This window comes from Pseudomonas sp. 6D_7.1_Bac1, assembly GCF_025465945.1.
Classification (GTDB): Bacteria; Pseudomonadota; Gammaproteobacteria; order Pseudomonadales; family Pseudomonadaceae; genus Aquipseudomonas.
On sequence record NZ_JANLNW010000020.1, the window covers coordinates 33489 to 55748 of the forward strand.

The following is a 22260-nucleotide window of genomic DNA, read 5'->3' on the forward strand; positions in this document are numbered from 1 at the left end:
AGTCAATGTCGAAATTTAGCCAGGGAGTATAGCGCCCCGAAACCGACGACTGGTCACTGATCGCTCTAGAGCACGTCCAGCGGCAGTTTGAGCTTGGCGGCCAGTGCCTGGGCTTCGAGGTGCCCGGCCGGGGCCAGCAGGTGCAACGCCGCCCCCGCGAGCTCGGCCATTTTTTGCGCTTCGCTGACCAGTCGCTCAGCGACACCACGGCGACGGGTGATTTTTCGCACGCACAAATGGGACAGCTGCCAGATGTCCTGCTGCCGGTGCAGGCGTGCCGCACCGAGCAGTCGGTCATTGAAGCGTCCGGCGATCAACGAACCGTCGCGCAAGCCGTGTTCAATCAGTTGCCGCTCATCGTTGAACGGAGCAAACAGCCACTGCGGGGCGTCGTGGTAGATCTTCTGCAGATCCTGCTGATCCTGATAGCTGGGTTCGTTCAGCGACTCGACGACGATGGGCATAGGGTTTCCTGTGAAAGGGTGGCCGGGCATGACCCGCCAACGGGTGAAACGGTTTTTTAGTGCGTGATCGGAACAGATGTCACATAAAAGGCGGTATCAGTCTGGTTTTTCTGTCGCGAGCAAATGGTAATCTTCGCCGTTCGTCGGTCCCTCTGCGACCTGTTGTCGCGCCCGAACAGAGCTCCACTCAATAAAACGGCCATGCCTGCGTGCAATAAGGCCGTGGGTGAAGAGTGTCTGGCGAACGATACTAATAATTGGGGGAAACACAAATGAGCACGAGCACCGAGGCGGGTATTCTTCCCGTCCAGTCAGCGTTCCTGTCCAAGGAGCGGATCATCGCCAGGCCCGGTTTCAACCGTTGGCTGGTTCCACCGGCCGCGCTGGCCATCCACTTGTGCATTGGCATGGCCTACGGCTTTTCGGTGTTCTGGTTGCCGCTGTCCAAAGCCCTGGGCGTAACTGCCCCGGTGACCTGTTCGGCGGACATGAGCTTCATCGCGCAGATCTTTTCGTCCCAGTGTGACTGGCCGATCTCGATGCTCGGCTGGATCTACACCTTGTTCTTCATCTTCCTTGGCTGCTCGGCAGCGATCTGGGGCGGCTGGCTGGAACATGCCGGGCCGCGCAAGGCCGGTGTTGTCTCGGCGCTGTGCTGGTGCGGTGGTCTGCTGATTTCCGCGCTGGGGATTTATACCCACCAGATCTGGCTGATGTGGGTCGGCTCCGGCGTCATCGGTGGTATTGGCCTCGGTCTGGGTTACATCTCGCCGGTCTCGACCCTGATCAAGTGGTTTCCGGACAAGCGCGGTATGGCGACCGGTATGGCGATCATGGGTTTCGGTGGTGGTGCGATGGTCGGTGCTCCGCTGGCCGCTGCGTTGATGGGGCATTTCGCTTCGCCGACGGGCGTGGGTGTGTGGCAGAGCTTTCTGGTGATGGCCGCGATCTATTTCGTGTTCATGATCGGTGGTGCGCTGTCGTACCGTGTTCCGCCGACCGGCTGGAAGCCTGAAGGCTGGACCGCGCCGGCGAAAAAAACCGCAAATGCGATGATCACTCACCGTCACGTGCACGTGAACGTCGCATGGAAAACTCCGCAGTTCCGTCTGGTGTGGCTGGTGCTATGTCTGAACGTGTCGGCGGGTATCGGCATTCTTGGCATGGCTTCGCCGCTGTTGCAGGAAGTGTTCGCCGGTAAATTGCTCGGCAACGATCTGACCTTCGGCCAGTTGGACGCTTCGCAATTGGCGTCGATCGCGGCAATCGCAGCGGGTTTCACCGGTTTACTGAGCCTGTTCAACATCGGTGGCCGGTTCTTCTGGGCATCGTTCTCTGACTACCTGGGCCGCAAAAACACCTATTTCGTATTCTTCGCCCTGGGTTTTGCCCTGTACGCGCTGATCCCGAACCTCGGCCATCTGGGTAACGTTGCACTGTTCGTTGCGGCGTTCTGCATCATCCTGTCGATGTACGGCGGTGGTTTTGCAACGGTTCCGGCGTACCTGGCGGACCTGTTCGGCACGCAAATGGTCGGAGCGATTCACGGTCGGCTGCTGACTGCCTGGGCTGCTGCGGGCGTGCTCGGTCCGGTGTTGGTGAACTACTTGCGTGAGTATCAGTTGAGCATCGGCGTCGAGCGTGCTGCGGCTTACGACATCACCCTGTACATCCTCGCCGGCCTGCTGGTGCTGGGGTTCCTCTGCAACCTGCTGGTACGTCCGGTGGCAGACAAGTACTTCATGACGGATGCGCAACTGGCCGCCGAACAGGCGCTGGGCCACGACAAGGGCGCTGACAGCACCACCGTGCTGGAGTGGAAAGCTACCTCGGGTAGCGTGCCATTGGCCGTTGCTGCGTGGCTGGTGGTGGGTATTCCGCTGGCGTGGGGTGTCTGGGTGACGTTGCAGAAGACTGCCGTCCTGTTCCACTAACAAACGCAATACCCCTGTGGGAGCGAGCCTGCTCGCGATAGCGGCCTGACAGTCGACAGCGATGTTGAATGTGGAGGCCTCATCGCGAGCAGGCTCGCTCCCACTTTTGTTTTGCGGTTTTGCAACGAAACCGCTTGTACTGACATGTATATCCCCGGCGGCGTTGGGTTCAGCCCGTCAGGGATATCACCTCGCGTGTTTCTGTTTGGCGCCCGCGCCCCTATAATGGTTGCCTTTTTCGCCCAATGATTTTGCGGAGCTGGTGATGGCCGAACGTAAGGCGTCTGTCGAGCGCGACACTCTGGAAACCCAGATCAAAGCCTCGATCAACCTGGATGGCACCGGAAAGGCCCGATTCAATATCGGTGTTCCCTTCCTTGAGCACATGCTGGACCAGATCGCCCGTCACGGGCTGATCGACCTGGATATCGAGTGCAAGGGTGACCTGCATATCGACGACCACCACACGGTGGAAGACGTCGGCATTACGCTGGGTCAAGCCTTCACCAAAGCTATCGGCGACAAAAAAGGCATCCGTCGTTACGGCCACGCCTATGTGCCGCTCGATGAAGCGCTGTCGCGCGTGGTGATCGACTTCTCCGGCCGCCCGGGCCTGCAGATGCACGTGCCGTATACCCGCGCCACTGTCGGCGGCTTCGATGTCGACTTGTTCCAAGAGTTCTTCCAGGGCTTCGTCAACCACGCCAACGTGAGCTTGCACATCGACAACCTGCGTGGGCACAACACCCACCACCAGATCGAAACCGTGTTCAAGGCTTTCGGTCGCGCATTGCGCATGGCTGTCGAGCTGGATGAACGCATGGCCGGGCAAATGCCGTCGACCAAGGGCGTTCTGTAATGCAGACGGTCGCGGTTATCGATTACGGCATGGGCAACCTGCACTCGGTGGCCAAGGCCCTCGAGCACGTCGGTGCCGGCAAGGTGCTGATCACCAGCGATGCCAACGTGATTCGCGAAGCCGACCGGGTGGTTTTCCCCGGTGTGGGCGCGATTCGCGATTGCATGGCGGAGATCCGTCGCCTGGGCTTCGACTCGCTGGTGCGTGAAGTCAGCCAGGACCGTCCGTTCCTCGGCATCTGCGTGGGCATGCAAGCTTTGCTTGAGCGCAGTGAAGAAAACGACGGCGTCGACTGCATTGGCCTGTTTCCAGGCCAGGTGAAGTTCTTCGGCAAAGGTCTGATTGAGGACGGCGAACATCTCAAAGTCCCGCACATGGGCTGGAACGAAGTGAAGCAGACGGTGGATCACCCGCTGTGGCACAACATTCCGGACCTGGCGCGTTTTTACTTCGTGCACAGCTACTACATTGCCGCCGGTAACCCGCGGCAGGTGGTGGGGGGCGGTCACTACGGCGTCGACTTCGCCGCAGCGCTGGCCGATGGTTCGCGTTTCGCCGTGCAGTTCCACCCGGAGAAGAGCCATACCCATGGCCTGCAATTGCTGCAGAACTTCGCTGCGTGGGACGGTCGCTGGTAATGGCCGTCAAGAAGAAGCCGCCGATCCTTACGCTCACCCCTGAGCAAGAGAACGAGGCCAATCACAAGATCAAGCGTTTCATGGAAGACCGCTTCGAACTCGATCTGGGCTCATTCGAGGCGGCTGAAATTCTTGAGCTGTTTACCCGCGAAATTGCTCCGCACTATTACAACAGGGCGATTTTCGATGTGCAGACACACCTCAAAGAGAGGTTCGAAAGCATCGAAAGCGACTTGTGGGCGCTCGAGAAAAACTGATTTCCGAGCCAAGCTGAACATTCGAATTTGAAGGTTTGCCAGATGCTGATTATTCCCGCTATCGATCTTAAAGACGGTGCCTGCGTTCGTCTGCGCCAGGGCCGCATGGAAGATTCCACAGTGTTCTCCGATGACCCGGTGAGCATGGCTGCCAAGTGGGTGGAGGGCGGTTGCCGTCGTCTGCATCTGGTCGACCTGAACGGCGCCTTCGAAGGCCAGCCAGTCAACGGCGAAGTGGTTACTGCGATTGCCAAGCGCTACCCGAACCTGCCGATCCAGATTGGCGGCGGTATCCGCTCGCTGGAAACCATCGAGCACTACGTCAAGGCCGGCGTGAGCTACGTGATCATCGGCACCAAAGCCGTGAAGGATCCGGCGTTCGTTGCCGAGGCCTGCCGGGCATTCCCGGGCAAGGTGATCGTTGGTCTGGACGCCAAGGACGGCTTCGTGGCCACCGATGGCTGGGCTGAAATCAGCACCGTGCAGGTCATCGACCTGGCCAAGCAGTTCGAAGCCGACGGCGTGTCTGCCATCGTTTACACCGACATCGCCAAAGACGGCATGATGCAGGGCTGTAACGTGTCGTACACCGCAGCGCTGGCGGCCGCCACGCGGATTCCGGTGATCGCCTCCGGCGGTATTCACAATCTGGGTGACATCAAGTCGCTGCTCGACGCCAAGGCGCCGGGCATCATCGGCGCCATCACCGGCCGGGCGATTTACGAAGGCACCCTCGATGTCGCTGAAGCGCAAGCTTTCTGCGATGCGTACAAAGGCTGAGGACTCACCATGGCGCTGGCCAAACGTATCATTCCTTGCCTGGACGTGGATAACGGCCGGGTCGTCAAAGGTGTGAAATTCGAGAACATCCGTGACGCCGGCGACCCGGTGGAAATTGCCCGTCTCTACGACGAGCAGGGTGCCGACGAGATTACCTTTCTCGACATCACCGCCAGCGTCGATGGTCGCGATACCACGCTGCATACCGTCGAGCGCATGGCCAGTCAGGTGTTCATTCCGCTGACCGTTGGCGGTGGCGTGCGCACCGTGCAAGACATCCGCAACCTGCTCAATGCCGGTGCAGACAAGGTCTCGATCAACACCGCGGCGGTGTTCAATCCAGAGTTTGTCGGCGAAGCGGCGCAGCATTTCGGCTCGCAATGCATCGTTGTTGCGATCGATGCGAAGAAGGTTTCACTGCCGGGCGAAACCCCGCGCTGGGAGATCTTCACCCACGGCGGTCGCAAGCCTACCGGGCTGGATGCGGTGGAGTGGGCGAAGAAGATGGAAGGCCTGGGCGCCGGCGAAATCCTGCTGACCAGCATGGACCAGGACGGCATGAAAAACGGTTTCGACCTGGGCGTCACGCGTGCCATCAGCGATGCACTGGGGATTCCGGTGATCGCCTCTGGCGGTGTCGGCAATTTGCAGCATCTGGCTGATGGCATTCTTGAAGGCCACGCCAGCGCGGTGTTGGCGGCGAGTATTTTCCACTTCGGCGAATACACCGTACCGGAAGCCAAGGCTTATATGGCGCAACGCGGTATCTGCGTTCGATAAAGGCCAGTGGACAGCATGGCGGGCTCAGGGCAAGCTTGGGCACGCCATGGATTCCGGTAAATCGTCATGTTCAAACGTCTTCTTCTCGTACTCGCCAGCGCCTCGTTGTTACTGGCCGGCGCGGCGCGTGCAGCAGAAAAACCCGACACCGACCTGGTACTGCTGACGGAAAACTTCCCGCCTTACAACATGGCGAAGAACGGCAAGAACTTCGCTCAGGAAGACAACATCAATGGCATCGCCGTGGACATCGTCCGCGAGATGTTCAAACGTGCCAACATCACCTACAGCCTGACGCTGCGTTTCCCTTGGGAGCGAATCTACAAGCTCGCCCTGGAAAAACCCGGTTACGGCGTGTTCGTCATGGCGCGACTGCCGGACCGCGAAAAGCTCTTCAAATGGGTCGGCCCCATCGGCCCGGATGACTGGATCATGCTGGCCAAGGCAGACAGCAAGATCACCCTCGAATCGCTGGCGCAGGCGCGCAAGTACAAGATCGGTGCTTACAAGGGTGACGCGATTGCCGAGACCCTGGCCAAGCAGGGGCTCGCTCCCATCGTGGTGCTGCGCGATCAGGACAACGCAAAGAAACTGGTCAACGGCCAGATCGATCTTTGGGCCACCGGCGACCCGGCCGGGCGTTATCTGGCTCGTCAGGACGGTGTGACCGGGCTCAAGACCGTGCTGCGTTTCAACAGCGCCGAGTTGTACTTGGCGCTGAACAAAGACGTGTCGGACGAAATCGTCGCCAAGCTTCAGGCCGCGCTGGACCAGTTGCGCAAGGAAGGCGTGGTGGACGACATCATGGCGCGGTATCTCTGATGGCGTTCAGTGCATTTCGAGCGGTTGGCCTGCGATCAATAAGGTAAACCGCCCACGTGAATGCATTTCGTAAAAATGCTGTGGTAATGGGCTGTTCTGCGCTGTTGACGCCAATGATACACAGCACGTGGACGCCGGTTTGAGGCCCTATGGTCCGGTTGATATAAGGCGAGGCGGAGTCAAAGGTCGCACTGTAATGATCCGGTACATGGCAATCTTTTGCGTTGCGTGTGGTTTTGTATCGATAGAACGGTGCGCTGATTGAAAACCTGTAATTCCAGGTTGGCAAAATACTTTTCTGAACAGTGCTCCGCTCCACGTAGACGTGGCTTCGTATGCTCCAGGGCTCTTCGATAGCGATTTCCACAGGCTGCAACAAGCAGTTTGTCGAGTTGCCGTCGAACACACCATTGATAAAACAGTGGTGCAGAAAGTTGGCAGAGTAACTGTAGTTGTAGGTGCTTGCCTCACAGGAGTCGCTGTAACTGCACGCTGACCGGTCTGTTCCATCGGCAGCCAATGCGTACTTGCTGACGATGCTGGTGATATCACTGTTGCTACGATCCAGCATCGGGCTTCCGGAGCTGCCGCCGCGGATTGCGTCGCATCGATTTCTGAATGCCTGGGGAAACACACCTGGATGCCCGATAAAGCTACCGGCCGATTGTTCCGAGCAAACGCTCATGCGCAGGCCTTGTTCGTTGAACCCTGGTGGAGCTCCGATGTTCAGCACGTCGCGACTCTCGTCGCTCTGCTGGGCGGCAAGTTTGAGTGGTTTGACACCTGCATTGATGAGGCTTGCCAGTGAGCGCTCAACCTTGATTACTGCGAGATCGGTGCCGACAGTGCTGCTCCAAAGGGCGGTGCGTACCGGGTAGGTGATCTGCCGCTCAGGCTCGTCATAAAAGTAGTTGAAGGTGATGTTCGCAACGATGGGCACGTTGGTGCGTGCGGTACCGTATTCGTAGAGCACGCAATGACCGCTGGTGATCAGATACGCAGGCCCTACGGCTTTGCCTTGGCTGTTTCGGGTGTCGAGCAGGGAGGCGGTGCATGAAGCGCCGGAACTGAAGGTCAGGCGTCCTATACCGCTCCAGAGTGAGTAGCGCTTATCGCTGTTTTGCAGTGCCTTTGAGGCTGATTCGTTGGCGGCACCTTCTCCCAGGTCCCGTGCTTGCAGGCAGGTACTGGCGATAAGCAGGCAGTAAAGGGCTAGCGGGTTCATGTATTTCATGGCCATTCCTTGGTGATGAAATTCAAAGCGAGCCTTATCCTGGCACGCGCTTGAGTACCTGGAGGCATAGATAGTTATGGTGTTGCAGAAAGCTGAAGGTCGAGGCTCAGCGGACCGTCTGAGGGGAGGGGCGGTAGTTTCCATCGGTGCCATGCGCCGCAGTCGCTCGATTGCCACGCAGGCCGATCATCGACTTGATGTCGATCCACTCAATGCCCTGAGCCTTGAGCTTGGGTAGTTCACGCTCAAGCACCGCCAGGGTTTGTGGATAAGGATGGCCGATCATCACCGCCGAGCCTTGTTTGCGGGCGAGATTGATGGCGGTCTGTAGCTGAGTGAAGATCGCGGCCTCGGTGCGCTCATCATCGAGAAACACATCCCGTGAGACGCTGGCCAGACCAATCTTCTGCGCCTCGGCGGCGGCGACGGTTTGAGCGCTGGTGCGGCTGTCGACAAAGAACTTGTGTCGACGTTGCAACTCACCCATTAGCCAGGCCATGGCGGGTTGCTGAGCGGTCATGCGGCTGCCCATGTGGTTGTTGATGCCGCTGGTATAGGGCACGGCCTTGAAGGCGGCATCAAGACGCTTTTGCAGTTCTTCGATGGGCAGCTCGGGATGCCAGGCGAACGGGCCGGTGGCCGGGTCCATGGGCATGTGCAGCATGACGATCTTGCCAGCGCGGTGGGCCTCGCGGGCAAATTCGGCAGCGTGGGGTGTGTCGGGCATGATTGCCGTGGTCACCGGCCCGGGCAGCGCCAGCACGCGGCGCTCGCGGGGCAGGTTTTGCCCCAGGTCATCGATGATCAGGCTCAGGTAAGCCTTGTGTGGCGCCGCCGTCTCGGCAGGCGCCGCGTGGGCAGCGCTCGCCAGACAGCACAGCAGACTGAAAATGACCCGAAGGCGCATCTCAGTGGCCGCGGGTGATGCTCAGGCCCTTGAGCAGGCTCAGTGCCTGGGCCAACTGGTAATCGTCATCCTGTGGCATTGGTTTGGCTTTGCCTCCAGACTTGGTTGGTTTGTCGGCGCCGCCGTTGCCATTGCCCAGGTGACCTTGCAAGTCGGCTTCCTTGAAGTATTCGCCGTCCTGCTCGTTGGTGATCTTGGCCTTGCGCACTTCGATGTCCGGCACGATGCCCTGCGCCTGAATCGAGCGCCCGTTCGGCGTGAAGTACAGCGCGGTGGTGATCTTCAGCGCACGGTCGTTGTTCAGCGGCAGCACGGTTTGCACCGAGCCTTTACCGAAACTGGTGGTGCCCATGACGACTGCGCGTTTTTGGTCCTGCAGGGCGCCGGCGACAATTTCCGAAGCCGAGGCGCTACCGCCGTTGATCAACACGACCATTGGCACCGCTTCGCTTTGGTCCTTGCCGGTGGCAGAGAAGCGAAGTTCGGAGTTGGCGATGCGGCCCTTGGTGTAAACGATCAGGCCTTTGGTGATGAAGTGGTCGACCACTTCCACCGCAGCTTGCAGCACGCCGCCAGGGTTGTTGCGCAGGTCAAGCACGATGCCGCTGAGCTTCTTGCCGTTGTCCTTGCGCAACTTGGCCAGGGCCTGGGAGACCTCTTCGCCGGTCTTGACCTGGAACTGGGTGATGCGGATGTAACCGTAGCCCGAATCCAGCAACTGGCTCTTCACGCTCTTGACCTGGATGGTCGCGCGGGTCAGCGTCACGTCGAATGGTGCACCGCCGTCGCGCACCAGGGTCAGGGTGATCTTCTCGCCGGTCTTGCCGCGCATCTTGTCCACGGCTTCGGTCATGCTCTGGCCGCGGGTAGGCTGGCCGTTGATCTTGACGATGAAGTCGCCCGCCTGGATGCCGGCCTTGGAGGCAGGCGTGTCATCGATCGGCGAAACGACTTTGATGAAGCCGTCTTCGGCGCCGACTTCAATACCCAGACCGCCGAACTCGCCGCTGGTGCTTTCCTGCAACTCGGCAAAATCTTCCGGACCCAGGTAGGCGGAGTGCGGGTCGAGGTTGCTGAGCATGCCCTTGATGGCATTTTCCAGCAGGGTCTTGTCGTCTACCGGTTCGACATAGGCAGCCTTGATCCGGTCCATGACCTCGGCAAAGGTGCGCAATTCTTCCAGCGGCAATGGCGCCTTGGTGGTCGCGGCAGTGCCCGCAGGCGCAATCGCCGGGGCCGGTTGAGCGGCAAACGCCAGAGGCGCACCGATCACCAGGGCGATCGTCAGGGCCAGCGAATTGAGGCGGGACAAATGCAGCATGTCGAACGAACTCCTAATTTAGGTCCGGCGCCTATCCTTGCGCGCGGCACCATTGTGCTGGATCACTCGGGTGACCCTGCTGACGAATAGCGAAATACAGCGCAGGTGTGTCCTGACCACCACTGTTACCGACAGTGGAGATGGACTCACCGGCCTTGACCACGTCACCGGCCGCTTTAAGCAGCGTCTGGTTGTGGCCGTACAAACTCAAAAAACCATTGCCGTGGTCGAGGATCACCAGCAAGCCGGCACCGCGCAACCAGTCGGCGAACACCACGCGGCCACCGTGTACAGCATGCACCTGGCTGCCGGCGGAGGCACTGATCATCACGCCGTCCCACTTGGTTCGGGCATCGTCACCACGGGTTTCACCAAAACGCGCAAGCAGTCGGCCATCAACCGGCCAGGGAAGTTTTCCGCGGGCCGAAGCAAAAGGTCCGCCGAAGGACTCGCCAGCGCTTGAAACCAGTGCGCCGGGTGTCGATTTGGCGGGTTTGCGTGGGGCATCAGTGGCTTCAGCCTGGGCCTGAGCCTCACGTAAACGCTTTTTTTCGGCTTCCTGCTGGGCGATCAGCGCTTTTTGTCGCGCTTCTTCCGCCTCACGGGCCTGGCGGGCCAGGGTTTCTTCGATGGTTTTGAGTACTTTAGACAGGTCGGCCTGATCCTGCTCGCGGGCCTGCAACTTCTGGTCGCGGGCTTTCACGTCGTCGTTGAGCTTGGCCAGCACTTGCTGACGTTCCTTGCGGACGTTGTCGAGTTCGTCGCGCTGGCTGTCGAGGCTGCTTTTTTGCACCAGCAACTGAGCTTGTTGCAGGGCGATGTCCTGCTCGACGTTGGCCAGTTGGCGCAGGGTTTCATTGAAGTTCTTCAACTGCTCCAGGCGCGCCTGGCTCAGGTAGTCGTAATAGGTGAAGGTGCGGGCGAATTTTTCCGGGTTCTGCTGGTTGAGCAGCAGCTTGAGGTACTCCTGACGGCCGCTCTGATAGGCCGCGCGGGCCTGAATGGCGATCAGTCGTTGCTGTTCAATGCGCGCGCTCTGGAGTTTTTTTTTCTCACCATCGAGTCGCTGTATCTCGGATTCGCTTTTCTTCAGCTCTTTTTGCAGGGCATCGACCTGCTTCTCGAGCTTGCCCATTTCGGTCTCGGTGCCTTTGAGCTCCTTTTGCACGCCGGATTTTTCTTCCTGCAATTTGCCCAGCAGCTTTTTCAGCTCGGCAATATCCTGACGCGTGGCGTCCAACTGTTGTTGGGTTTGCGCGCGCTCGTCGGCAAACGCCGGATGGAGCAGGCAGGTCAAAGCAAGGGCAATCAGGGCGCGGAGCATAGAGGCGGGCGACACCAGGGGGAAAAAGACAGCCTAGTATGCCCGGCCAAGGCTGCAAAAAAAACGTCCAATTGGGGCTGTGTGATAACCGGACTGAAAAACACCGAAAACCAATGTGGGAGCGAGCTTGCTCGCGATGGCGTCTTAACATTCAACAGTAATGTTGGGTGTCAGATTGCCATCGCGAGCAGGCTCGCTCCCACAGGGTTTAGCAGCGTTTGAAAGACTCGATTACACCAGAATCGAAGTGCCAGTCATTTCTGCAGGCTTCTCCAGCCCCAACAGCATCAGCATGGTCGGCGCCACGTCTGCCAGTACGCCGCCTTCGCGGATCTTGAAGTCGCGCTTGCCGAAGTAGATGAACGGTACCGGCTCGGTGGTGTGAGCGGTGTGGGCCTGACCGGTGGATTCGTCAGACATTTGCTCGACGTTGCCGTGGTCGGCGGTGATCAGCGCTTCGCCGCCGACTTTTTCCAGTGCATCGACAATGCGGCCGACGCACAGGTCCAGGCATTCAACGGCTTTCACGGCGGCATCGAACACACCGCTGTGGCCGACCATGTCACCGTTGGCGTAGTTGACCACGATCACGTCGTAGCGCTGGTTTTCGATAGCGTCGACGATCCTGTCAGTGACTTCCGGTGCGCTCATCTCTGGCTGCAAGTCATAGGTCGCGACTTTCGGCGACGGGATCAGGATGCGTTCTTCGCCCGGGAACGGTTCTTCGCGACCACCGGAGAAGAAGAAGGTCACGTGGGCGTATTTTTCGGTTTCGGCGATGCGCAGCTGGGTTTTGCCGTTTTTCGCCAGATAGTCGCCCAGCACGTTTTCCAGGCTGCCTGGCGCAAAGGCCGACGGTGCAGGAATGCTGGCCGCGTATTGGGTGAGCATGACGAAACCAGCCAGTTTCGGCTGGCGAGCGCGCTCGAAGTCCTTGAAGTCGTCTTCGACGAATACCCGGGTCAGCTCGCGGGCGCGGTCGGCACGGAAGTTCATGAACACCACGGCGTCGCCGTCTTCAACCAGGACCTTCTCGCCAATGCTGGTGGCTTTGACGAATTCGTCACTTTCGCCACGCTCGTAAGCGGCTTGCAGGCCTTGCTGGGCGGTGGCGGCGTTGAATTCGCCGTGACCGTCAACGATCAGGTTGTAGGCCTGGGACACGCGATCCCAGCGGTTGTCGCGGTCCATGGCGAAGTAGCGGCCAATGATGCTGGCGATCCGGCCTTTGCCCAGGGTCTTGAAGGCTTCATCCAGCAGTTCGATCGACGACTGGGCGCTTTTCGGCGGCGTGTCGCGGCCGTCGAGGAAGGCGTGCAGGTAGATCTTCTCGGCGCCGCGCTTGAAGGCCAGTTCGGCCATGGCAATCAGGTGATCCTGGTGGCTGTGAACGCCGCCATCGGACAGCAGGCCCATGAAGTGCACGGCTTTGCCGGCAGCAACGGCTTTATCCACAGCGGCGCAAATGGTTGGGTTCTCGAAGAACTCGCCATCGCGGATCGCTTTGGTCACACGGGTGAAGTCCTGGTACACCACGCGGCCGGCGCCGAGGTTCATGTGGCCGACTTCCGAATTGCCCATTTGCCCGTCCGGCAGGCCGACGTCCATACCCGAACCCGAGATCAGGCCGTTCGGTACGGTGGCGTACAAACGGTCGAGGACCGGCTTCCTGGCCGCGAACACGGCGTTGGATTCCTGGCTTTCACTGTGACCGAAGCCGTCGAGAATAATCAGGACCAAAGGTTTAGGCGTGGTAGTCATGGATTCCACTCTGGCTTAAGTTAAAGGGGCGATGGAAAAAGGGAGTGGCAGTTTAAAGCGAAGTTCCGACCGCGTCACCGCCGGACGGGGTTTGGCCCACCATAGTGGCTGTGTATACTGGCCGACATTTTAACGCCCTGGAACCTCCTTGATGGTTGCTCACCTGATTGAATTTGCCACTAACCACTATCTGCTCGTCGGTATCTTCGTCGTACTGCTGGCGTTGTTGATCGCCCGCGAGATGAGCCGCGGCGGCCGCAGCCTCAGCACTGCTGAGTTGACTGCGCTGGTCAACAAGGACGAGGGCGTAGTGGTCGATATCCGTCCAAGCAAGGATTTCGCCGCTGGTCACATTGTTGGCGCGCTGAACATTCCACAGGACAAACTGACCGCTCGCGTGGGTGAACTGGAAAAGCACAAGGCCAAGACCATCATCCTGGTCGACGCCCTGGGCCAGCACTCCGGAACCCACGCGCGTGAGCTGCTGAAGTCCGGTTTCATCGCAGCCAAGCTGTCTGGCGGGATCTCCAGCTGGAAAGCTGACAATCTGCCGCTGGTGAAATGATATGAACAACGTCATCGTCTATTCCAGCGATTACTGCCCCTTCTGCTCGCGAGCCAAGTACCTGCTCGAGAACAAGGGCGTAGCCTTCGAAGAGATCAAGGTCGATGGCAAGCCGCAGGTGCGTGCCGAGATGGCCCAGAAAGCCGGACGTACGTCCGTGCCGCAGATCTGGATCGGCAGCACCCACGTGGGGGGTTGTGATGATTTGTTTGCTTTGGACCGCGCCGGCAAGCTCGACGCGCTGCTCAAGGCCTGACTGTCGCACCCAAGAGCAGCCAAGAACAGCAAACCCTACAAGACCCAAGATCAGAAAGGATCTGAGATGACTGACCAACAGAACACTGCTGTTAACGAAGAAGAAACTGCACCGCAATTCTCCTTGCAGCGCATTTACGTGCGTGACCTGTCGTTCGAAGCTCCGAAAAGCCCGGCGATCTTCCGCCAGCAGTGGGAGCCGAGTGTTGGTCTGGACCTGAATACCCGTCAGAAAGCGCTGGAAAATGACTTCCACGAAGTTGTGCTGACCCTGTCGGTTACCGTGAAGAACGGTGACGAAGTGGCGTTCATCGCTGAGGTTCAGCAGGCCGGTATCTTCCTGATCAGGAACCTCGACGAAGCCTCGATGAGCCACACCCTCGGTGCTTTCTGCCCGAACATCCTGTTCCCGTACGCTCGCGAAACCCTGGACAGCCTGGTGACCCGTGGTTCGTTCCCGGCTCTGATGCTGGCTCCGGTGAACTTCGACGCCCTGTACGCGCAAGAACTGCAACGCATGCAGCAAGACGGCGCACAGACCGTTCAGTAAGCGTTCGATGCAGCAACGAAAAAAAGCGCCTTCAACGGCGCTTTTTTCATTGTCACTCCGTAGCAGCTGTCGAGCTTGCGAGGCTGCGTTCGGCGGCGTAGCCGTCGTAGAGTCAGAGCGTGAGTTCTTTCAGGAATACCTCGCGTTCAGGGTTTGCGAGGACTGCGTCCTCGAACGCAGCCTCGCGGGCTCGGCAGCTGCTACGAGCGCTTGAGCGCTGGGTGCTACTTGAAGCCGAGCTGGCGCCAGCCTTCGTACACGGCCACCGCCACGGTGTTGGACAGGTTCAGGCTGCGGCAGCCTTCGCGCATCGGCAGGCGCAGGCGCTGTTCGGCAGGTAGCGCATCCAGCACCTCGGCTGGCAGGCCACGGCTTTCCGGACCGAACAGGAAGGCATCGCCCTCGGCGAAGCTGGCGTCGTGGAATGGCCGCGAGCCCTTGGTGGTGAAGGCGAACAACCGCGGATGGCCAAGGCTTTCCAGACAGCTGGCAAGATCTGCATGGCGCTGCAGGGTGGCATACTCGTGGTAATCGAGGCCGGCCCGGCGCAGGCGTTTGTCATCCATCTCGAAACCCAGCGGCTCGATCAAATGCAGGTGGCAGCCACTGTTGGCGCACAGCCTGATAACGTTGCCGGTATTCGGCGGAATTTCTGGTTGAAAAAGGATGACGTGAAACATGCACGGCTCCGAAGGTAAAGATGGGCGGCATTCTACGCCTGAAGTGGACCCGCGACCGAAGCTATTCCCTCGGGTGATGGCCTCATTGGCGATCGTCGGTGTCATGGTCGGGATGATGATCGGTCGTCTGACCACGCCGGACCCCACTGAATTACAGCAGGTTGAGGTTGAACCTGATGGCTTGGTGGTGTGGTTCAACAATGAACCGAAGATCCACGGCGAACTCATCGACGGCAGCGTCGCGTTGCTGTTTGAAGCCGAAGGCAAGGCGCAGAACGGCCAGTTGAAGCTCAACGACAAGGACGTGAACTGGCGGGTGCGTTTGAGTGATAAGGGTTTGTTGCTGACGCTGGTGGCGGCCCGTCCCCTGAGGGGTGAGTGGGCCGGCAATGAGGTCAATGACCGCTGGCGGTTGGAGATCCATCTCCAGGAGCAATAAAAGAGGGAATCCCCGGCCTGCCTGTACCAAGGTTCCCAAAACGGGAGGGGTTCGTCGCGGTCTGCGTGATGAACCCTGGATGTAAAGAGGGGAATCCCCGGCCTGCCTGTACCAAGGTCCCCGAAACTGGGTAGTGAATCGAATCACTGATTGGACTATTGCAGGGCGCGTGCCAGGTTTTAACAAGTTGAAGCAAAAAGCCCGCGTGCAGCGCTGAAAGCCCCATTGTTCGGGGCTTTTGTGTTTCTGTGGTTTGAGTTTTATTGCGGTTGCTGGCGGGATTTCGGGTCAATTGCTGTGCGCGATTGCGGGTCACGGTGCATTGAGGCGGTGCACGCAGGCCCTAAAAGCATCGCGAGCAGGCTCGCTCCCACAGTGGGTTTTTGGTATTCCGCCCATTGCGTGAACACCATCGAACTCTGTGGGAGCGAGCTTGCTCGCGATTGGATCTGGAGATCAGCGAATAGCTAAAGGGTGCTTAACCCTCATCCCCTTCATCATCATCCCCGCCATCGACCTTCATCCCCAATTCCTTGATCTTGCGGGTCAAGGTGTTGCGGCCCCAGCCCAGCAGTACGGCGGCGTCGCGGCGGCGGCCGGCGGTGTGTTTGAGGGCGGTTTCGATCATGATCCGCTCGAAGCTCGGCACTGCGCTGTCGAGCAGGCTCGACTGACCGCGCGCCAATGCCTGGTCGGCCCACTGACGCAGCGCTTGCTCCCAGTTGGTCACCGGCGCCGAGTCCTGCGGCAGGCTCAGCAGCTCGGGTGGCAGGTCGCTGATGTGCACTTCGCGACCCGAAGCCATTACCGTGATCCAGCGGCAGGTGTTTTCCAGCTGGCGCACGTTGCCTGGCCATGGCAGGTTCTTCAGGTATTCCTCGGTTTCGCTTTTCAGCAGCTTCGGCTCCACCGCCAGTTCTTGCGCGGCGCGGGCGAGGAAGTGCTTGGCCAGGGTCGGGATGTCTTCGCGACGGTCCGACAGGCGCGGAATGTGGATGCGAATCACGTTCAGACGGTGGAACAGGTCTTCACGGAATTTTCCGGCGTGCACCAGGGTTTCCAGATTCTGGTGAGTCGCGGCGATGATTCGCACATCGACCTTGACCGGCACATGGCCGCCAACGCGATAGAACTCGCCATCGGCCAATACTCGCAGCAAGCGAGTCTGGGTGTCGGCCGGCATGTCGCCGATTTCATCGAGGAACAGGGTGCCGCCATCCGCCTGTTCAAAGCGCCCGCGCCGCAGGTTGGCCGCGCCGGTGAACGCGCCTTTTTCGTGACCGAACAGCTCGGACTCCATCAGGTCCTTGGGGATCGCCGCCATGTTCAGCGCGATAAACGGCGAGGCTGCTCGCGGGCTGTGACGGTGCAGGGCATGGGCTACCAGTTCTTTACCGGTACCCGATTCGCCGTTGATCAGCACGGTGATGTTGGAGTGGCTCAAGCGCCCGATGGCGCGAAACACTTCCTGCATCGCCGGTGCTTCACCGATGATTTCCGGGGTGCGGGTCAGGATGGGCGCAACTTCCAGGCCTTGCTGTTCCTGGGCGTGCTGGTTGGCGCGCTTGACCAGCGACACCGCTTCATCGACGTCGAACGGCTTGGGCAGATACTCGAAGGCACCGCCCTGATAGGACGCGACAGCGCTGTCCAGGTCGGAGTGCGCCGTCATGATGATCACTGGCAGCCGAGGGTGTTGCTCGCGAATCCGTGCCAGCAGGTCCAGACCGCTGGTGCCGGGCATGCGGATGTCGGAGATGATCACGTCCGGCTGCTGGCGCGCCAGGCGGCTCATCACGCCATCGGCGCTGTCGAAGCTTTGCGTGGTCATGCCTTCCTGTTGCAAGGCTTTTTCCAGGACCCAACGGATAGAACGGTCGTCATCGACGATCCACACGGTTTCACTACGGCTCATGTCGATGTGGCTCCTTGTTCCAGTGGCAGAAAGATCGAGAACGTGGTGTGGCCTGGATGGCTGTCACATTCGATCAGGCCCTGGTGCTGGCTGATGATGTTCTGGGTAATGGCCAGACCGAGTCCGGTACCGTCCGGGCGGCCGCTGACCATGGGAAAGAAGATGGTTTCTTGCAGATCCGCAGGAATCCCCGGGCCGTTGTCGATGATTTCGAGCTTGGTCACCAGACGATGGCGCACGTGGCCGATGGTGAACTGACGCATGGCGCGCGAACGCAAGGTGATGCGGCCCAGGCGCAGCTCGTTCTGGCTGCTGATGGCCTGCATCGCGTTGCGCACGATGTTCAGCACGGCCTGGATCATCTGTTCCCGGTCGATCAACACATCCGGAATGCTCGGGTCGTAGTCGCGCACCAAAGTGATGCAGCCTTGGCTTTCGGCTTCCACCAACTGACAGACGCGCTCGAGCACTTCGTGGACGTTGCACATTGCTAGCGACGGCAGCTTGTTCGAGCCGAGCATGCGATCGACCAGGTTACGCAGGCGATCGGCTTCTTCGATGATGACGTTGGTGTAGTCCTTGAGGCTTTCTTCCGGCAGCTCGCGGGCCAGCAACTGAGCGGCGCCGCGAATCCCGCCCAGCGGGTTCTTGATCTCGTGAGCGAGGCCGCGCACCAGCATCTTGCTGGTTTCCTGCTTGGACAACTGCGCTTCTTCTTTGGTGATGCGCAACAAGCGGTCACGCGGGTGCACTTCGAGCAACAGCAGCGTGTCGCCATTGCTCAGGATCGGTGTCACCGCGTAGTCGACGGTCAGGGTCTGGCCGGTCAGGGCGGTGAGCATTGCTTCGCGCTTGGTGAACGGGTGCGCCTGTTCGACGGCCTGGCGCAACGAGTTCAGGGCTTCGGTCGACTCGGTGAACAGCTCGCTGATGAATTGCCCATGGCTGCGCTGGCCGCTGATGGCCAGGAGCATTTCCGCCGCGGGGTTCATGTACTCGAGGCGCAATTCGGCGTCGAGCAGAATGGTGGCGGTGGTCAGGTTGTCGAGTAGTAAGCGGTGCAGTGCGTCGCTGATGGTCATTAGGACCTCTTTTGGAGCAGGGCAACCCAGGGCCGATCCTGGATTGCGCGCGCGGGTAACGCGCTGATGCAAGGAAAATGCAAAAACCAAACCAAGGCTCCGAAAAGAAGCAATAAACCCCTGAAACGGGCGTTTTAAGCTCGATTGCGTGGCGTTATGCCAGCTACATCGGGTACTTTCGAACCAAAATGGGTTGATAAGTGGGTAGGGTGCAACTCATCGCACCAATATAGTGCGCAAACCTGAAAGGTGTTCAGAAGAAAGAAAAGATCCCGACTTTTTCTTCTTCAGGCTTGTTGGCGAGTGGACATTCCGGGCGCTGACCGTAATCGGTCAGGGTGCAAGGTTTGACCTGACGCTTCTGCGCCAGGGAGATGCGCAGCATGTGGAATGGCTGATTGGCCGTACGTTCGACGATCCGCCCCTGTTCGTCGAGGATTTCCACGGCCAGGTAATGGCTGCCGCGATCAATGTTGCTCAACGCGAACACTGGGCTGGGAGCGGGATCGGCGGTCGGTTGGCCGTCCAGCAGCAGCCGATAGCGATGCCCACGTTGCAGGGGCGGTTCGTTGGTGACGCTGACGATCAGCTCGCCGGCGTTGCTGCGCACCGAGGCGTCAGGTTCCGGTACGAGCACGCGCAGCATGTCGTAGCGAAACAGCGGTTTTTCCTCGGCTTTCTTCGTAGCCACTCGCTGCGCTGTGTTGGTGGGATTGGCCGACATACGATTCCCCGGCGTTATCGGCACTTGCTTGGCGTTGCCGGAGCGCGGTTGATCGGTGAACACCCGAGTGCCTTGGGCATCGACGTAGGTGTAGACCTCGGCCAACGCTGGCAGGGCGAACAGCCACAGACACACGACGCCTACCCAGCGCCTCATGGGGTATGGACCCGCTGCACGGTGAAGGTGACGGTCGGGCTCTGCTGCACCACGTTTTGTCCGGCGAGCACCTGCACGGCGAGGCTGTGTTTACCGCGATCGATGTTCACCAATTGCAGGTGCGGCACGTTGCTCGGCTGGCCATACGGTTGACCGTCCAGCAGTAATCGAAACTGATGCGGCCCTTGCAGGCGTGGCTGAATCTGCACGCCAACGGTGAAGGTGCCGTTGTTGGCGCGCAGGGCCTCTTCGTTGGGCAGGCCGGTCAGTTCCAGCACCGAATAGGCGGAATTTTTGTCAGCGCGCGGGGCCGGTCGCTCGGGTGCTATCGGCGGTTGGCGTTCGACGCTGTTGAGTGGCGGCAACTCGACGGCCTGGCTCTTCACGCCATCGGGCGGCTGATTGCTGTAGGCGGTGTTGCCGCTCGCGTCGGTGTACCTGTAGATCTGCGCGGCGGCGGGCAGGGCGATCAGCGCGAGCAGGTATAACAACGATGAGCGCATTGCAGGCTTTCCATTGGCCGTGGGGCAGGTGTCCCGCCGTGTCCATTCATGGCGATCAGGCGCTGAGCATAGAGCACATCAGCGCGTGTCGGCAGGCAGGTTCAGCGGCTGGCGCCGCACAACTCTGCGGTCGCGCGTACCAGCGCAAGCTCACGCAACGGCACTTGGGCGGCGGCTTTATTGGCCTTGGCCAGCCATAGCGGGCAGTGTGGGTCTTTACGATACGGGGTGAAATCGGCCAGTTGTTGCAGCAGGCGTTTTTGTAACAGATCGAGTTGCGGGCGGATCAGGCCATCGAGATCAGGGCGAGGGTCGTTGGGCGCTTTACCTTGTGCGTGCCAGTCGGACAAATGCGCGTACTGCACCAGTTTGTTGGCTTCAATCTGCGCCGAGAAGAACTGCTCGACGGCTTCATTGCTCAATTTATAGTAGGGTGCCTCGGCGATGGCTGCGGCAATGACTTCACGTTCCCGTTGGCGATCCTCGACAGGCTTGCCGCTGTCCCACTTGCTCAGTGCGACCTTGTCGGCAAGCGCCAGGCGCTCCTGGATGGTGCTGAGCAGCGGGTTTAGGGCGGCAGGCGCCGGGGCAGGGATCGGGGCGGCAGCGCAGGCTGTGTTGGCAAGCAGGGCACTGAACAGTGCAAGGCATAAACGTAGGCGCATGGGGTGTCTCGTCTTCATTCCGTGGAGGGGCATGATGCCTATAACAGTAGGCCCGATGACAAGTGTTCGCCCACAAAAAAGGCCTCCGAAGAGGCCTTTTCACGTTACGCCGCGTACCGCGGCGTTTCTGGATCAGCAGCTGTAGTACAGCTCGTATTCCAGCGGGTGTACGAAGGTACGGACCTTGATTTCTTCTTCGCTTTTCAGGGCGATGTAAGCGTCGATGAAGTCGTCGCTGAAAACGCCGCCTTTGGTCAGGAACGCACGACCTTTGTCCAGCTCTTCCAGGGCTTCTTTCAGGCTGCCGCACACTTGTGGGATCTCTTTCGCCTCTTCAGGCGGCAGGTCGTACAGGTTTTTGTCAGCGGCGTCGCCAGGGTGGATCTTGTTCTGGATGCCGTCCAGGCCAGCCATCAACAGTGCAGCGAAGCCCAGGTACGGGTTGGCTGCTGGATCCGGGAAGCGTGCTTCGATACGGCGAGCGCGAGGGCTGGACACGTAAGGAATGCGGATCGAAGCGGAACGGTTGCGAGCCGAGTAGGCCAGCATGACCGGAGCTTCGAAACCTGGGACCAGACGCTTGTAGGAGTTGGTCGACGGGTTGGTGAAGCCGTTCAGGGCCTTACCGTGCTTGATGATACCGCCGATGAAGTACAGGGCGGTGTCGGACAGGCCGGCATAACCTTCGCCCGCGAAGGTGTTCTTGCCATCTTTGGCGATGGACAGGTGAACGTGCATACCCGAACCGTTGTCGCCGTACAGTGGCTTAGGCATGAAGGTCGCGGTGCGACCGTAAGCGTCAGCAACGTTGTGTACGCAGTATTTCAGGGTCTGAACTTCGTCAGCCTTGGCTACCAGGGTGTTGAACTTGACGCCGATTTCGTTCTGGCCGGCAGTCGCCACTTCGTGGTGGTGAACTTCGATGACCAGGCCCATTTCTTCCATGGCGTTGCACATGGAGGTACGGATTTCGTGGTCGTGGTCGAATGGCGGAACCGGGAAGTAGCCGCCTTTGACGCCTGGACGGTGGCCTTTGTTGCCGCCTTCCACGTCCTGGTCGGACATCCACGAACCTTGTTCGGAGTAGATCTTGAACATGGAGCCTGAGATGTCGGACTTGAACTTCACTTGGTCGAAGATGAAGAACTCAGGCTCTGGACCGACGAAAACGGTGTCGCCGATACCGGTGGACTTCAGATATTCCTCGGCGCGCTTGGCAATGGCACGTGGGTCACGGTCATAACCCTGCATGGTCGAAGGCTCGATCACGTCGCAAACCAGGATCAGGGTCGGCTCTTCGGTGAACGGGTCGAGGACGGCAGTGGTGTCGTCCGGCATCAGGATCATGTCGGAGGCTTCGATGCCTTTCCAGCCAGCAATGGAGGAGCCGTCGAACATTTTGCCTTCTTCGAAGAAGGCGTCATCCAGCGCATCGCGAGCCGGCATGGTCACGTGGTGCTGAGTGCCTTTGGTGTCCGTGAAGCGCAGATCAATCCACTTGACGTCATGATCTTTGATGAGTTGAACCGACTTCGACATAGTGTCCTCCGGGTGGCTTCGGGCGGGTAGTGGAGTGCCCTTAGAATGTGGGTGATGCCGGCGCGAATACTCTGCCAAGGCAACCTGCCTCACAAGGGAGCAAATT

General features: G+C 59.6%; 24 protein-coding genes. 11 read left to right on the forward strand and 13 right to left on the reverse strand.

Going from position 1 to position 22260, the window contains the following annotated elements; translation table 11 throughout:
* Positions 1-65: 65 nt before the first annotated feature.
* Complete coding sequence (locus tag NTD87_RS05585) at positions 66-464, reverse strand: PanM family protein (protein WP_262112462.1); 399 nt, start codon at positions 462-464, stop codon at positions 66-68.
* A 272-nt stretch (positions 465-736) separates the two neighbouring features.
* On the opposite strand from NTD87_RS05585, the gene NTD87_RS05590 reads away from it, so the two are divergent.
* The 7 genes from NTD87_RS05590 (at position 737) to NTD87_RS05620 (ending at position 6534) form a co-directional block, all read left to right on the forward strand.
* Positions 737-2398, forward strand: a complete 1662-nt coding sequence (locus NTD87_RS05590; RefSeq protein WP_262112464.1) for an OFA family MFS transporter — start codon at positions 737-739, stop codon at positions 2396-2398.
* 265 nt (positions 2399-2663) lie between these two features.
* Positions 2664-3257 carry an imidazoleglycerol-phosphate dehydratase HisB gene (hisB, locus tag NTD87_RS05595; RefSeq protein WP_019691294.1) on the forward strand — a complete coding sequence of 198 codons (594 nt, stop codon included), beginning with the start codon at positions 2664-2666 and terminating at the stop codon, positions 3255-3257.
* Complete coding sequence (gene hisH, locus NTD87_RS05600; RefSeq protein ID WP_262112466.1) at positions 3257-3895, forward strand: imidazole glycerol phosphate synthase subunit HisH; 639 nt, start codon at positions 3257-3259, stop codon at positions 3893-3895. Before hisB ends, hisH begins: the two co-directional genes overlap by 1 nt.
* Positions 3895-4152 (forward strand): DUF2164 domain-containing protein, encoded by a 258-nt coding sequence (locus tag NTD87_RS05605; protein WP_008024930.1) that lies wholly within the window; start codon positions 3895-3897, stop codon positions 4150-4152. Before hisH ends, NTD87_RS05605 begins: the two co-directional genes overlap by 1 nt.
* 42 nt (positions 4153-4194) lie before the next feature.
* Complete coding sequence (gene hisA, locus NTD87_RS05610; RefSeq protein WP_262112468.1) at positions 4195-4932, forward strand: 1-(5-phosphoribosyl)-5-[(5-phosphoribosylamino)methylideneamino]imidazole-4-carboxamide isomerase; 738 nt, start codon at positions 4195-4197, stop codon at positions 4930-4932.
* A 9-nt stretch (positions 4933-4941) separates the two neighbouring features.
* Positions 4942-5712 carry an imidazole glycerol phosphate synthase subunit HisF gene (hisF, locus tag NTD87_RS05615; protein ID WP_123424013.1) on the forward strand — a complete coding sequence of 257 codons (771 nt, stop codon included), beginning with the start codon at positions 4942-4944 and terminating at the stop codon, positions 5710-5712.
* A gap of 66 nt (positions 5713-5778) precedes the next feature.
* Positions 5779-6534, forward strand: coding sequence for a substrate-binding periplasmic protein (locus NTD87_RS05620; RefSeq protein WP_262112471.1), 756 nt, complete (start codon positions 5779-5781; stop codon positions 6532-6534).
* Here NTD87_RS05620 and NTD87_RS05625 read toward each other — a convergent pair.
* The 5 genes from NTD87_RS05625 to gpmI form a co-directional block, all read right to left on the reverse strand.
* A complete protein-coding gene (locus NTD87_RS05625) occupies positions 6515-7768 on the reverse strand; it encodes a trypsin-like serine peptidase (RefSeq protein WP_262112472.1) in 1254 nt (417 codons plus the stop codon). The two genes, NTD87_RS05620 and NTD87_RS05625, sit on opposite strands and share 20 nt — an antisense overlap.
* Before the next feature lie 106 nt (positions 7769-7874).
* Positions 7875-8675: a divergent polysaccharide deacetylase family protein gene (locus NTD87_RS05630; protein WP_262112473.1), complete on the reverse strand. Its 801-nt coding sequence runs from the start codon at positions 8673-8675 to the stop codon at positions 7875-7877.
* Position 8676: 1 nt separating this feature from the next.
* Entirely contained in the window at positions 8677-9996 is a 1320-nt protein-coding gene (locus NTD87_RS05635) for a S41 family peptidase (protein ID WP_262112475.1), read from the reverse strand.
* Positions 9997-10027: 31 nt separating this feature from the next.
* A complete protein-coding gene (locus NTD87_RS05640; protein WP_262112477.1) occupies positions 10028-11320 on the reverse strand; it encodes a murein hydrolase activator EnvC family protein in 1293 nt (430 codons plus the stop codon).
* Positions 11321-11551: 231 nt separating this feature from the next.
* Positions 11552-13081 (reverse strand): 2,3-bisphosphoglycerate-independent phosphoglycerate mutase, encoded by a 1530-nt coding sequence (gene gpmI, locus NTD87_RS05645; protein ID WP_262112479.1) that lies wholly within the window; start codon positions 13079-13081, stop codon positions 11552-11554.
* A gap of 151 nt (positions 13082-13232) precedes the next feature.
* Between gpmI and NTD87_RS05650 the strand changes: the two genes are divergently transcribed.
* The 3 genes from NTD87_RS05650 to secB all read left to right on the forward strand — a co-directional run bounded on the left by NTD87_RS05650 (position 13233) and on the right by secB (position 14451).
* Entirely contained in the window at positions 13233-13646 is a 414-nt protein-coding gene (locus NTD87_RS05650; protein WP_262112480.1) for a rhodanese-like domain-containing protein, read from the forward strand.
* 1 nt (position 13647) lies between these two features.
* Positions 13648-13902: a glutaredoxin 3 gene (grxC, locus tag NTD87_RS05655; RefSeq protein WP_262112481.1), complete on the forward strand. Its 255-nt coding sequence runs from the start codon at positions 13648-13650 to the stop codon at positions 13900-13902.
* A gap of 66 nt (positions 13903-13968) precedes the next feature.
* Positions 13969-14451 (forward strand): protein-export chaperone SecB, encoded by a 483-nt coding sequence (secB, locus tag NTD87_RS05660; protein WP_262112482.1) that lies wholly within the window; start codon positions 13969-13971, stop codon positions 14449-14451.
* 224 nt (positions 14452-14675) lie between these two features.
* On the opposite strand, the gene NTD87_RS05665 is transcribed toward secB, so the two are convergent.
* Complete coding sequence (locus tag NTD87_RS05665) at positions 14676-15131, reverse strand: tRNA (cytidine(34)-2'-O)-methyltransferase (RefSeq protein ID WP_019691309.1); 456 nt, start codon at positions 15129-15131, stop codon at positions 14676-14678.
* Between NTD87_RS05665 and NTD87_RS05670 the strand changes: the two genes are divergently transcribed.
* A complete protein-coding gene (locus tag NTD87_RS05670; protein ID WP_262112483.1) occupies positions 15130-15570 on the forward strand; it encodes a hypothetical protein in 441 nt (146 codons plus the stop codon). The two genes, NTD87_RS05665 and NTD87_RS05670, sit on opposite strands and share 2 nt — an antisense overlap.
* Before the next feature lie 478 nt (positions 15571-16048).
* Here NTD87_RS05670 and ntrC read toward each other — a convergent pair whose 3' ends face one another.
* From ntrC to glnA, 6 genes are all read right to left on the reverse strand, one after another.
* Positions 16049-17485, reverse strand: a complete 1437-nt coding sequence (ntrC, locus tag NTD87_RS05675) for a nitrogen regulation protein NR(I) (protein ID WP_262112484.1) — start codon at positions 17483-17485, stop codon at positions 16049-16051.
* A complete protein-coding gene (gene glnL / locus NTD87_RS05680) occupies positions 17482-18567 on the reverse strand; it encodes a nitrogen regulation protein NR(II) (RefSeq protein WP_262112485.1) in 1086 nt (361 codons plus the stop codon). Before glnL ends, ntrC begins: the two co-directional genes overlap by 4 nt.
* Before the next feature lie 253 nt (positions 18568-18820).
* Positions 18821-19447, reverse strand: coding sequence for a DUF4124 domain-containing protein (locus NTD87_RS05685; RefSeq protein WP_262112486.1), 627 nt, complete (start codon positions 19445-19447; stop codon positions 18821-18823).
* Complete coding sequence (locus NTD87_RS05690) at positions 19444-19950, reverse strand: DUF4124 domain-containing protein (RefSeq protein ID WP_262112488.1); 507 nt, start codon at positions 19948-19950, stop codon at positions 19444-19446. The genes NTD87_RS05685 and NTD87_RS05690 overlap by 4 nt, the downstream gene beginning before the upstream one ends.
* A gap of 101 nt (positions 19951-20051) precedes the next feature.
* Positions 20052-20615 carry a chorismate mutase gene (locus NTD87_RS05695; protein WP_262112490.1) on the reverse strand — a complete coding sequence of 188 codons (564 nt, stop codon included), beginning with the start codon at positions 20613-20615 and terminating at the stop codon, positions 20052-20054.
* Positions 20616-20747: 132 nt separating this feature from the next.
* On the reverse strand, positions 20748-22154 hold the full coding sequence (gene glnA / locus NTD87_RS05700) for a glutamate--ammonia ligase (RefSeq protein ID WP_262112492.1): 1407 nt from the start codon (positions 22152-22154) through the stop codon (positions 20748-20750).
* Positions 22155-22260: the final 106 nt, after the last annotated feature.